Source organism: Alteromonas sp. H02 (genome assembly GCF_059682525.1).
Genome location: NZ_CM185021.1, coordinates 268,646 through 281,145, shown reverse-complemented (window position 1 = coordinate 281,145; position 12,500 = coordinate 268,646). Strand labels below are relative to the sequence as shown.

Below are 12,500 nucleotides of genomic sequence, written 5' to 3'. Positions count from 1 at the left end.
GACGTTACGCTTTAACAGCTGGCTTAACGATTACATCGTTGCCAGTTGCGCCAGGTACGGCACCTTTAACCAGGATCAGGCTGTTTTCTACGTCAATGCGTACAACTTCCAAAGACTGAGTAGTCACTTGCTTGTTACCAAGCTGACCAGCCATTTTCTTACCTTTGAAAACTTTACCTGGTGATTGGTTCTGACCAATTGAACCAGGTGCACGGTGTGACAAAGAGTTACCGTGAGTCATACGCTGTGAACTGAAGTTCCAACGCTTGATAGCGCCAGCAAAACCTTTACCTTTAGACGTACCAGTGACGTCAATTTTTTTGGTGTCGTTGAAGATTTCAACAGTGATTTCACTGCCTACTTCGATGTCGCCACCTTCGTTATCTTCCAGGCGGAATTCCCAAAGACCACGGCCAGCTTCAACACCAGCTTTAGCAAATTGACCTGCTGCAGCTTTGTTTACGCGGTTCGCTTTTTTGGTACCTGCAGTAACTTGCAGTGCGCGATAACCGTCAGTTTCTTCAGTGCGTAACTGAGTAACACGGTTAGGGGTCGCTTCAATAACAGTCACAGGGATAGATGTGCCATCTTCAGTGAAGATGCGAGTCATACCCACTTTACGACCGACTAGACCAATCGCCATTGTTATTACCCTCTCTTGTTAGCCCAGGCTGATTTGAACATCAACACCAGCAGCCAAGTCCAGACGCATCAGCGCGTCAACGGTCTTGTCAGTTGGTTCAATGATGTCTACCAAACGCTTATGAGTACGGATTTCATATTGATCACGCGCGTCTTTATTAACGTGCGGAGAAATCAGAACTGTATAGCGTTCTTTGCGAGTAGGCAGTGGAATTGGACCGCTGACCTGAGCACCAGTACGTTTCGCCGTTTCAACGATTTCAGCCGTAGACTGATCGATCAACTTGTGATCAAACGCTTTTAAACGAATACGAATTCTTTGATTTGGCATCGATTAAGCTCCAATCGAAAGAACAAAAAAATCATCTTCTCACTCCCTTTTATTCTTGGGACGAAAAGATGTGCGTATAAACCAGTGATTCCCAATTGGAATCTTGTTCTTTGTTTCTAACACTCCCGCTGCGTCCTTAAGACGTTGCTTTGGCGACCACCCTAAAAGCAGTGTGGCTGCGGCTGAAACCATGCCCTGGGTACATATGTACGGGGCAAGTGGGCGCGAATTATACAGCTTTAATCCAAACGTGCAAGTATCAATCAATCAATATATGGAAATAAGCGTGATACCTGACAGTAAATCACCTTCACACGCTTAGATATCAGTGTTTCTTCGCTTTGGGTCAGTTACATCGTCGCTAACAAGCTATTACAGTTAATGTGAACACGCTTCAGGTAACAGAAACAAAAGTTACCAATTTTATTTTTTAAGGAAGATTATTATGCAAATACTCAATGAAACAGACTTAGTCGCAGTGCAAGGTGGTTTAAGATCACTTGGTTGGACCTTGCTTGGCGTAGTAGGTCAAATGATTGTGGAGGAAGTCATTGACTCTGGTGCGCTGGAAAGTGGTGTTGATTCGACCGGCGGGCAAATGAATGATGATGCCCGCTCTAATATGTACAACTAAATATTCTCTGCGCCAGATCTGCCTGGCGCATCCATTTTTTCTACAAGGAGACATTATGGCTATCCGCATGTATACAATATTAGCCATTGTAGTGTGTATTATTCTGGCTGTAGTCACTCAGTTAAAACATCCTGAACATTTAAACTCCTCAACGTTACCGGCGCTGTCAATATTTTACACTGCCGCACCAGGTTTCTTTTATACGTTGGGAGTATCACTTATCCCTCTTCTTCTGCGCGGGGATAGCGTGAAACGGGTTAAGTTTTCAGCCTTTGCTTGTCTTGGCTCACTTATTTACGCTGCGCAGCAATTTTATACTGCGCAGTCTTTTGATTTAATTGTTATTTTAGCAATTGTATTGGGTGGCGTTATCGGTGTAACGACTGTATACAAACTTAATAAATTGGCTCAATTGTCCACATAGGTCGTCATTTCTTCCCGGAGCTGATCGCGCATTGCCATAAGCTTTAATACCGAGTCCCGCCGACGCTTATCCTGCTCGCTTTGGGGTAACCAGTTCGGTACGGATGAAGGTTTATCTTTTTTATCCATGGCTACCATTACAGCAATACCGTGAGTACAAAGTTCCCATTCGCTGCCTTTCGGATTGCCAGCACACTGGAGGCATTCATAGGTAATAGATAAAGTCGCGCTGAGTGAATAAAATTAATCTGCCTTACATTAGCGCTCATTACAGGGCTTCGTGGCCAGGCTGGTTGAGCACTAAGATACTCTCTGCCAGCACGGCATTAATTTGTTATCACAACCTGGTCTTTACCATTTGCCTTGGCCTGGTACATCAGGTTATCCGCCCGTGCCAGAGTATGGGTCACCGATTCCTGGTCTTTGGCATCTACCAGTCCTATAGAAAAGGTCACCCTGATATCAGGATAGGTAGAGAGTGCTGCGGGTAACACCTTGCATTCGTCCATAAATTTCCTGAGGGCTACCTCAACTTCCTCGCAAGCTGCTGCCGGAAAAACAAATAAGAACTCTTCCCCGCCGATCCGGCCAATGATATCGGTGTTACGGAAATTTCGTTTTACCTGTTCTCCGACGTGCTTTAATACTTCATCACCCACCTGGTGCCCGTGAGTGTCATTAATATGTTTAAAGTCATCCAGATCGGCAATAGCAACGCTCAAAGACTGAGATTGCCGAACTGCAAGTTGCTTCTCCCGTTCGAGCAACGCCAGGCATTGCCGCCGGTTATATAAGCCAGTTAGTTCGTCGGTTTGAGCCAGTTTTAGCGTGAGCCTGTGTTGACGCTTTATACTAATGTAGAGCAATGCAATCCCAATGAAAGCCAAAGCCAGTACCAGGCCGATGAGCAGGATTATTGTTTGCTGCTTGGTCGCTACGGCAAGCTCTGCCTGTTGGCGTTCATTCTGCGCAACCAGCAATTCGTTTTCATACGCTTTTTTATTAATTTCAAACTCTGCCTGTAACTGCTGATACTGTTCTTCATTGGTACGCTTGCGATACTCGGCAGATACTTTCTTTTCCTGTATCGCAGTTTTGAAGGCTTGCTGATACTCTTCTAATCGATAGTGAACAGAAGCCTTAAGCTCGAGCAATCGAATTTTCGCCGCATCCAGCTTGTAAGCATCAGCTATGGTAAGCGCCTCATCCAACACATCAAGTGCAACGTTATACTCCTGTCTGAAACGGTAAGTAAACGCCAGCTTGCTCATTGCATTAACCTGCATGACATAGTTTTCGGCCTTTTTGAAAGACTGTATCGCCTGTAATAGGTTTTTCCTGATATCTTTCGCGTCTTCGGCGGTAAGTGCTTCGCGCTTAGCCAGTTGCACACCCACAAGATCCATCGTGGTATATGCCATTCCCTGCTCATCACCCAAAGCTTCTGAAATAGCCATGCTTTTACGGTAATAGTTTACTGCCTTGTCTGCCTTATGCAGGTTCCAGTAGGCTCGTCCCAATCCAAAGAGTGCATTAGCTAACTCAACCTGATTGTTGGTACTGCGGTAAAATTCCTCGGCTTCATTGTAATAGGGAATAGCAAGCTCAGGCTGCCCCTGATATTCATAAACAAGAGCCAGATTGTAAGCTGCAACACCTGAAGACGGCATGTCTTCAAGCTGGGAGTTTTGCGTCGCTTGCAGGTATACGTCAGTGAGTATCTCAAGAGCGGCCGAATAATCACCCACAGTAAGTTGCAGCAAACCCTCAACACTTTGCGCCTGTGCTTTCAGTCCTGGTCGGTTATTCTCATTGGCCCAATTTACTGCTTGTGCCGCATATTCCAGGCCCGGCTCCGGCGTAGACGCCATATCATAAGCCTGTGCAAGTGTTATGTTACACCACTGGAACAATTCGTGTTCTTTCAGGGAAAGTGCTAACTCCCTGCAGCGTTGCGCCGATGAAATAGCCTTACTGCCCAGAATTGCCGCTGCATAAGCATCACTCAACACCAGTTGATACTCCGCTTCGTCCCTGGCAAAAAGCTGACCATCAGCAAGAATACCATTTATTGTTTCAATAACCGCTGCCGGGTCCTGGTTGATCCGTTCGCGCAGTTGTTGTTGATTTCTGCCAAGTTCGATCGCCATGCTCCTGGCAGCAAAGCCCCAAAGCATGCTGCTCACGAGCGCAAGGCCGATATATCCCTTTAATCTCACTGCGTACTCCTGAAGTGCCGGGTATATGTTTCTGTTGCCGTAAACGGTTAAGCTAGTCCAGATAGGTCGTCATTTCATCACGTATTTGCTCACGCATTGCCATCAGTTTTAACGCAGAGTCACGCTGACGCTTATCCTGCTCGGTTTGGGGTACCCAGTCGGGTACAGATGAAGGCTTGCCGTTTTCATCCATGGCCACCATCACAGCAATACAATGAGTACATAATTCCCTTTCGCTGCTTTTCGGATCACCCGCACGCACCAGAATGCGGATATGCATCGAGCTGGTGCCTGTAAAGATAACCTTTGCTTCAACTTCTACTATATTACCCACCAGAATTGGCTTAACAAAATGCATGCCGCCAACGTAAGCCGTAATACAGTATTTCCCACTCCAACCGGCTGCACACCCATAGGCACTTAAGTCGATCCACTTCATTACCGCACCACCGTGCACTTTACCACCGAAGTTGACGTCCGCAGGCTCTGCCAGAAAGCGCAGCGTTAATAAACGTTCTGTACCGGGCATCAGCTATTCTCTTTATTTAATTTTCACCAATTCATAAAACTACTGTAGTTTAATTGGTAAAACAATCAGGCGATTTTATTTATGGAAGAACAGCGCTATCCCACCCGGCTGATGCTACTTACTGCCCTGCTTCAGGGGCTCGCTCTATTGCTATTACATCAGTCCATCGACTTTGCGTTCTGGCCGGCCACGGCCCCGCAGTGGCTGTTTGCCGCTTACGCCCTGGTCATTATTGGGCCTGGCATGTATCTGCTGGGGGTTAACGAATCCAATAAGGTCAGGCTGGTTACCTACATAGTCCCTTTTGCCGGACTTTGTGCGCTGCTTGCCTTTTACACCGGAGGCCAGGCAATACCTTCTTCTCCATCACGCCTGGACACTCTGCTCGCCCCCATGACATTTACTCTGGCTTTACTGACCTTTAAAGCGCTGATGTATGTGCAGGTGAAAACGGCTGCTGAACCCTTCGTGTATCCGCAGTTGTTCCACTATTCGTGGCGCAACCTGCTCACTCTGGGTCTGGCTCTGGCGTTTACCCTGGTTACCTGGGGTGTTCTGATGCTGTGGGCCGCACTGTTCTCGGTTATCAATATCGATTTCTTTGACGAACTGTTTGAGCAAAAATGGTTTTATTACCCGACGCTTAATCTTGCTCTGGCTCTGGGCGTAGTGCTTATCCGCCGACTTAGTATTATCGTCGACACCATTAAACAGTTGCAGCAGGCTCTGTTGAAATACCTTCTGGTACTGCTGATGTTTGTCTCTTTGATTTTTCTGCTCGCCCTACCCTTTACCGGGCTGTCGCCGCTATGGGAAGAAGGCCCGGGCAGTTATCTCATTCTGTGGATGCAGGCCTGTCTGCTATTTGCGCTGAACAGCGTATATCAGGGCGATGCGAGTGAACGCCCTTACTCACCTTTTGTACACCGGTTTATTTATCTCGGCATACTCTTGTTACCGGTTTACAGCGGGCTGGTATTTTATGGCCTGTCTCTAAGGGTGGAGCAGTATGGCTGGTCAGTAAGTCGTTACTGGGGGATGATAGTATGGATGTTCCTGGCGCTTTTTTCCGTTGGCTATGTAACTTGTATAGTGCGCTATAGAGATGACTGGATTGGCGGTCTCGGTCGCATTAATGTTGCGATGGGCTGGCTACTGGTGCTGGTGATGATATTGGTAAACAGCCCGTTTGCAGACTTACGAAGATTAACGGCTGACAATCAGTTAGCTCGTATCGAATCCGGACAAACCAAACTGCAGAACATAGATATACCGTATTTTGCCAATCAGCTTGCTTTGCCTGGCTACCTGGCCATAGAGCAACTAAAGCAAACCTATGGCGACAGTCACCCGACACTGGCGCTAAGGCTTTCCCGAGCCTATCAGGAAGATGCTCAAGAACCTGAGCAGGACAAACTGTTGGTGGTAAACAGTATCGAATGTCTCAACGACTGCGACATGCCACCGGATCTCGCCGATGTCATTTACGACAGCCTGACCAAAAGTAACTACCTGTTGCGCCAGGCTGAACAACTTTACCTGCTGGCGGTCGACCCTGATGGCGATAACCAAACCGACTACCTGCTAATGCTGGAAACTGACTACCTGGTAGATGCCACCCTGTATATGCGCAGAAACAGTAATTGGTATCCGATAGATATTGAAGATTTGGGCCCGACCGGCAAAGATAAAACGATGACTCTACGCGAGCACCTCCAGACACTGGAGGTCAAATATAGAGAACCGCAGTACCGCATAATGCAAATCGGTGATTTTCACTTTAACGTGACGCTGAAAGAACAACTCAAATCATCACCTGAGCAGGGCCAGTAAACTGCCCGACATGCACCGACTTTTACTACCTGCACCTTTAGCAGTATTGCTGCATTAGGTCAGAGGGTATAAGGTGATATATAGTAATACTATACTTCGTCACAGCCGGATATGTTTCCTGCCCTGTGAGTAACAGCTTACTAATTTGTAGTAGAATATGTCAGAGATAAATGAAAACCAGTTGGTGTTCGATAAAATCAACACAGTGCTTGAGAAAAAGCCGACGTTGTTAGATGCCTATAAAGAGCTAGAACCCCTTATACTCGGTTTATTTGACGCCCAACGCATGAGTATCTTTCAGCGGCGTCGCCAGCACCAGGATTTGGTTGCCCGGTTTAAAACCGGTAAAGAAACAATGGAAATCAAGGTGCCAATCAGCCCTTTGTCGATTGCCGGTTATGTTGCCTTGTCACAACGCCCCTTAATTATCTCAGACCCTTATGATCAGGAAGAACTTGCCGCCATTCATCCGCGTCTGCGCTTTGCCGACCGGTTTGATAAAAGCAGCGACTTCAGAACCCGTAATATTCTGTGTGTACCTATTCTGAACGCCGGCGTTATCATGGGCGTTTTCCAGATTATCAACAAAAACAACGGGCCGTTCACCAACCGTGATATGGAGCTAGCGCAACAGCTCAACGATATTCTGGGCACCAAATTTCGGTTTGAGCTTGGTGGCACGCAAAACCCCTTTGATCTGCTACTACACGAAAACCTGCTCAGTGAGAAAGCACTCGCGGAATTGCAGGAAACCAGCAGCGATATTCGTCAGACGGTACAGCGGTTAATGTCGGAATACCGCATTAATGAAGGCAAGCTCGGCACCTCTTTGTCAATTCACTACCAAGTGCCATACATCGGTTTTGACCCGGAGAAATACCACTCCTATCAAAGTGAAAGTCGCCTTAATACGTCTTATCTGAAGCGTAATTTTGTAGCCGTGATTGCCGATGCACATGATAAACCCATTGTGCTGATGGCTGAGCCGAATAATGCGTCGTTGCTAATGGAAATTGAAAGTGCGCTGGGTATCGACAGCTACGACATTGCAGTAGGCCTGCCTAACCATATTCTGCAATACCTCGGTGATTCAGCAGGTGGCGGTGCCCCCGGCGAAATGAGTGAGATCCTCGATGAAATCGGTACGTCAGCCGAGGAGTCTGAGGAAGGGGTTGATGAGCTTTCTGACGACGCGCCTGCGGTGGTTCGGCTGGTAAGCCGTATCCTGCACGACGCAAAGCGACTCAATGCCTCGGATATTCATATCGACCCGGAAAAGAGCGGCCCAACCAGGGTACGTATGCGAATCGACGGAGTCTGCCGTGATATCAACCAGGTACCGGCTTCACACCACAGTGCCGTGATTGCGCGGATTAAAATTATGTCTAACCTGAACATCGCCGAAAAACGCGTACCTCAGGATGGCAAACTGGCATTCAGAATGAGCGGACAGTTAGTGGAAGTGCGGGTTGCCACCATTCCAACCGTTGCCGGCGAAGGCGTGGTGATGCGGATCCTGGCATCAGGCGGTGCGATGCCCATGGGTAAAATGAATGTTGCACCAGGTAACATGACCCGGCTTGAGGAAATGATCAAAAAGCCTCACGGTATCTTACTGGTTGTGGGACCTACCGGTTCCGGTAAAACCACTACTCTGCACGCTATCCTCGGCTACCTTAACACACCGGAAAAGAAAATCTGGACTGCCGAAGATCCGGTTGAAATCACCCAGCCAGGCTTGCAGCAGGTGCAGGTGAGCCCGAAAATCGGCTTCACCTTTGCTAATGCACTCAGGGCATTTTTGCGGGCCGATCCGGATATTATCCTGATTGGTGAGATGCGGGATAAAGAAACCGCGCATGCTGGTATTGAAGCCTCATTAACAGGTCACCTGGTTTTATCCACCCTGCACACCAACTCTGCGCCGGAAACCATTACCCGTTTACTCGATTTAGGCCTCGACCCGGTTAACTTTTCTGACGCCTGTGTGGGCATACTCGCGCAGCGCTTAATCAGAACCTTATGCAGCAGTTGTAAGGAAAAGCACCCGGTGTCAGATACTGATATGGCCTTTATCAGACGCCAGTACGGCGAAGAGTATATCAACGAACTCAACCTGCCCGATAATCTTGAAATCTATCGCGCCAAGGGCTGTGACGACTGCGGGGATACCGGCTATCGCGGCCGGACTGGTGTACATGAACTGCTGGGCATGACCCCTGCGCTGCGCTCGCTGGTTTATAAAGAAGCATCGGTTGCCGAAATGAAAGCCCAGGCCATGCAGGATGGTATGCGAACCCTTATCCAGGATGCTATCTACAAAGTAATAAAAGGCGATACAGACCTCGCTCAGGTACAAATTGTTGGAGGCGACTAATCGCGCCTCCCGATATTAATCGAAATAAATACCCTCATAACCTTTTTTTCATTCACAGCGAGCAAGAGTGCGCGTAAAGTAATCAACAGTGTAATGCCCATGGCATTAAATGGATGAATAGTCGAACTTTTTGGTATCAGGTTGTTGAACTGTGAAGCAAGGTATAGGGCGTTATAAATTTGTTTTTATCGGTGTGCTGCTGATGATGTTGTTTTCATCGCCAGGTTACGCCGACTGTCAGATTATTGCTCCACAAGCCCAATCTATACAGCAACCGCTGGATATCAGCCTTGGGTTTAATGACATCCAGTTTAAATGCCGCCTGGCGGATGCCAGGGTACTAAGCTTCCCTTTAGACGCACTGCAAAAGCCGTCAGTGTATACTGCTCAGGATGTTATTATTACGCCGTTGGCGAGTGCCAGAGCAGCCTACCTGCTACCCGAAGGCGTATACCAGTTTACCCTGACTGCCGAGTCTGACCATATCAGCAAAGTCAGCATGTCGCTTCGCGATCTCAGCACCTTTCAAAGCGATAACAACCTGCACATTTTAACCATCAGCGCCTTTGGCGGGTTTTGTATTGCGCTGTGTATTTATGTGGGAATACTTGGTCGAAGCCTGCGCAATGCCGGGTTTTACGCGTACAGCGGGTATATTCTGAGTGCCGGCTTTTTCTTTGTGCTACAGGAAGGAATTCTGCGCATATTGTTCCCGGCGGTGCACTGGTTACACAGCCACCAGCTCAAAGCCATTTTTGCCGGGGCAACCGTTTACACTGCCCTGCGCTTCATCACTTTATTGCTCGATCTGCGCCTTATCCTCAAGCGGTGGGAGTACCAGATGATTCTTTACAGCGGCATTATAGTGCTGGGACTGGGTTTTATAGCCGTACTGCCCATCGCACCTTTACACGCCATTGCCAACCAGTTAATGGGGCTGGTTACCCTGATTGGTATGGTTGCTGTCACGCTGGCTACAGCCTACGCTTTTTTACGTAAAGTACATGGTGCCGGTTGGGTGCTTATCGCCTTGCTGGTGCTGCTGGCTGCCATGATATTCAGGGTGTATTTGCCTGATGTTAACGTGTTTCTGCACCGGTATGCGTTAATTGTAGCGGTTACCGTGGAGGCCTTGTTATTAGCTATCGCCGCCTCGGAGCGTGTAAAGCGCCTGCAGTCAGATAAGATGCAGGCATATCTTGCAGCCTCAAGCGATCCGCTGTGTCCGGTATTAAATCGCCGGGGTTGGGAAGAGTCGGCGCAAACAATGATGACGACCCATAGTAAAGAGGGGGGTGTGTTGTTACTGCTGTTTATCGATTTAGATGATTTTAAACAGATCAACGACACCTACGGCCACCGGGTGGGTGATCAGACCTTAGTCATTCTGGCCAAAATTCTCAACAGTCAGTCGCGGGCTCAGGATATCGTTGGCCGGCTCGGCGGCGACGAGTTTGTGGTGATGAGCCACTGTCACAGTCGCAATGTTGCCGAAAGGGTTAAACAACGTATCGCTCAGCGTCTGGAGGATCTGATAATCAAAATTGATGAGCAGCATATCCCGCTATCGGCAAGCGTCGGTGCGCAAATCATTGATACTCCGCACAATGACCTGTCGTTATTGCTTCACGCTGCCGACATGCTGATGTACGAACAAAAGCATGCCGCAGGTTAGCCGGTAGCCAGTTAAGCTGATATTATCTGAAGGTTAGTCTAACAGTTTGATTTTACCGAACACGGAAGCGTCGATATAACCAAGGTTACGATCGCCGTTTACCGGTTCCACTTCGTGAGAACCAACAAAATGCTCGCGCTCTTCACTGCCGTCATTGTCGCAATAGGCCAGCATAAAACCCAACACCTGTTCAGCTGAAAGACTCAGCGGTGGCACCGGTTTATTGTGGTGGAAAGTGTCCGGATAGACTCTGAAGCTAACTTCCCAGGTAATTTGATAGGGTGGCGTGTCTTCACGGGTCCAGCGACTGGTGGCATGCTCATTAAGCAAGACAAATTCCTGACCGCCATTGCTCGTAGGGCCGATATCCACCACATTGCCATCTAACGCAATATGATAGGCAAAAGCGTTATAGGATTTTAAATGATTGCCGCCTGATGCGTCGGCATCAATGAAGATTTCCAGACAATCATCATCCCAGTAGGTCAGCAGCGGATTGGGGTGAGAGTCGATCAATACATCGTCGATGATTTCTACCTGCAAATACAGCTGGTCTTCGTCCCAAAGCATCTTAAATCGGCCACTAAAATCTGCCGGAATCGGCATCGTACCCACCATGAGGTGCTTAAGAGGGTGCCACTTTGCGTTATCCCAGGCTGCTTCGTCGGCTTTACCGTCGATAACGACTGGCGAACTGGCTTTAGCCACTTCAGCCGGTGCTGCAAAAACCTGGCCCGCTGCAACCATACTTAACCATCCGGCCAGCAGGATCTTATTAAGTTTTATCATGATAAGTCGCCTGTATTTTCGTTGTAATAAAAGCACGTAGTTTAACAACAAATTTACAACGACGGCACTACTTAATGCTTTGCAGGCATAAAAAAGACCTGCATGAGCAGGCCTTTTAGGTACGAACGAGTTCGTGATTATTATGCAGAGCGACGGCGACGAGCCGCAAGCAGGGAACCACCGATAATCAGTAACAGCGAGGCAGGCGCTGAAGCCGGAGTAGTTGGCGGAAGGCTGTCTTGATCTAGCAGTGCATAACGCACCTGACCACCAGCAACCAGATACTCACCGATACCGTTGCCCCAGAACGACACCTGAGTAAATTCATCACTATCGTCAAACGCCGCTACAAATATTTCAAATACATCACTTGCCGGGTTATCCTGCGACGGGAAAAGCCCTTCAGCATTTGTGGATGCCGAAGCCACTAAAATTGGCGAGCCACCGTCAAATGAGATATAGAGATCAGTTGTAGGATCGGTACAACAGGTCGCCCAGTCGCCTACTTCAAATCCAACAGCGTTTACTGCGCTATCGAAGGTGAAGGTAATGCCGCTACCAAAATAGTCCATCGGATTCGTACGAGGAAGTGAACCACCACCCGCCGGATTGATACCAATTGCAGTACCCGTTAATGAACCATAGGTTGTGCCGGATGCAGAGCCGCCATCGTTTTGCGTAATAACATAGTCACCACGGTCGATCGAAGCTCCTGACAAGATCGTATCCCAGATGTCAACGCCAACAGTACCGCCAGCGCCCGTTACGGTGCTGTCAAAATCGGCAACGCCGTCAGTAATGCCATCGAATACGGTTAGAATGGTTGCGTTGGCAGCAGACGCAGATGCCAACAATACGCCGGCGAGACCGCCAGCAAACAGTTTCTTCGCTTTCATGTAAAAAGTCCTTCTTCAATAAACGCCCGTAGTACCGCGCATTCTCTACGTTTTTATTTGCAGTATATTAAGTATGATTAAAAATTAAGCATACCTACCGCATATCTAGCAAAGAAGGGGCCAGATCGCTAGATTTATGATTAATTACTTGA

At 48.1% G+C, this 12,500-nt stretch carries 12 protein-coding genes; 5 read left to right on the top strand and 7 right to left on the bottom strand.

Annotated elements, in window-relative coordinates; genetic code table 11:
• Nucleotides 1–4: 4 nt before the first annotated feature.
• Both rplC and rpsJ read right to left on the bottom strand, forming a co-directional pair.
• A complete protein-coding gene (gene rplC, locus AC566Q_RS01300) occupies nt 5–643 on the bottom strand; it encodes a 50S ribosomal protein L3 (RefSeq protein WP_499612851.1) in 639 nt (212 codons plus the stop codon).
• 18 nt (nt 644–661) lie between these two features.
• Entirely contained in the window at nt 662–973 is a 312-nt protein-coding gene (rpsJ, locus tag AC566Q_RS01295) for a 30S ribosomal protein S10 (RefSeq protein WP_010179497.1), read from the bottom strand.
• A 445-nt stretch (nt 974–1,418) separates the two neighbouring features.
• On the opposite strand from rpsJ, the gene AC566Q_RS01290 reads away from it, so the two are divergent.
• A complete protein-coding gene (locus AC566Q_RS01290; protein WP_499612848.1) occupies nt 1,419–1,607 on the top strand; it encodes a hypothetical protein in 189 nt (62 codons plus the stop codon).
• A gap of 55 nt (nt 1,608–1,662) precedes the next feature.
• The gene (locus AC566Q_RS01285; protein ID WP_499612846.1) at nt 1,663–2,031 is read left to right on the top strand and encodes a hypothetical protein; all 369 of its coding nucleotides are present in this window, start codon (nt 1,663–1,665) and stop codon (nt 2,029–2,031) included.
• Here the strand turns inward: AC566Q_RS01285 and AC566Q_RS01280 are convergent.
• The 3 genes from AC566Q_RS01280 to AC566Q_RS01270 all read right to left on the bottom strand — a co-directional run bounded on the left by AC566Q_RS01280 (nt 2,016) and on the right by AC566Q_RS01270 (nt 4,778).
• The gene (locus tag AC566Q_RS01280) at nt 2,016–2,159 is read right to left on the bottom strand and encodes a hypothetical protein (RefSeq protein WP_499612844.1); all 144 of its coding nucleotides are present in this window, start codon (nt 2,157–2,159) and stop codon (nt 2,016–2,018) included. The two genes, AC566Q_RS01285 and AC566Q_RS01280, sit on opposite strands and share 16 nt — an antisense overlap.
• 197 nt (nt 2,160–2,356) lie before the next feature.
• Complete coding sequence (locus tag AC566Q_RS01275; RefSeq protein WP_499612843.1) at nt 2,357–4,249, bottom strand: diguanylate cyclase; 1,893 nt, start codon at nt 4,247–4,249, stop codon at nt 2,357–2,359.
• Between the two features lie 52 nt (nt 4,250–4,301).
• Nucleotides 4,302–4,778 carry an acyl-CoA thioesterase gene (locus tag AC566Q_RS01270; protein WP_499612841.1) on the bottom strand — a complete coding sequence of 159 codons (477 nt, stop codon included), beginning with the start codon at nt 4,776–4,778 and terminating at the stop codon, nt 4,302–4,304.
• Between the two features lie 81 nt (nt 4,779–4,859).
• Here AC566Q_RS01270 and AC566Q_RS01265 point away from each other — a divergent pair, with 81 nt between their 5' ends.
• From AC566Q_RS01265 to AC566Q_RS01255, 3 genes are all read left to right on the top strand, one after another.
• On the top strand, nt 4,860–6,611 hold the full coding sequence (locus AC566Q_RS01265) for a DUF4153 domain-containing protein (protein WP_499612839.1): 1,752 nt from the start codon (nt 4,860–4,862) through the stop codon (nt 6,609–6,611).
• A gap of 157 nt (nt 6,612–6,768) precedes the next feature.
• Nucleotides 6,769–8,988 carry a GspE/PulE family protein gene (locus AC566Q_RS01260; protein WP_499612838.1) on the top strand — a complete coding sequence of 740 codons (2,220 nt, stop codon included), beginning with the start codon at nt 6,769–6,771 and terminating at the stop codon, nt 8,986–8,988.
• A 151-nt stretch (nt 8,989–9,139) separates the two neighbouring features.
• Nucleotides 9,140–10,663 carry a GGDEF domain-containing protein gene (locus tag AC566Q_RS01255; RefSeq protein ID WP_499612836.1) on the top strand — a complete coding sequence of 508 codons (1,524 nt, stop codon included), beginning with the start codon at nt 9,140–9,142 and terminating at the stop codon, nt 10,661–10,663.
• A 33-nt stretch (nt 10,664–10,696) separates the two neighbouring features.
• On the opposite strand, the gene AC566Q_RS01250 is transcribed toward AC566Q_RS01255, so the two are convergent.
• On the bottom strand, nt 10,697–11,452 hold the full coding sequence (locus AC566Q_RS01250) for a sugar-binding protein (protein ID WP_499612834.1): 756 nt from the start codon (nt 11,450–11,452) through the stop codon (nt 10,697–10,699).
• Between the two features lie 140 nt (nt 11,453–11,592).
• On the bottom strand, nt 11,593–12,348 hold the full coding sequence (locus AC566Q_RS01245; protein WP_105934140.1) for a PEP-CTERM sorting domain-containing protein: 756 nt from the start codon (nt 12,346–12,348) through the stop codon (nt 11,593–11,595).
• Between the last annotated feature and the right edge of the window lie 152 nt (nt 12,349–12,500).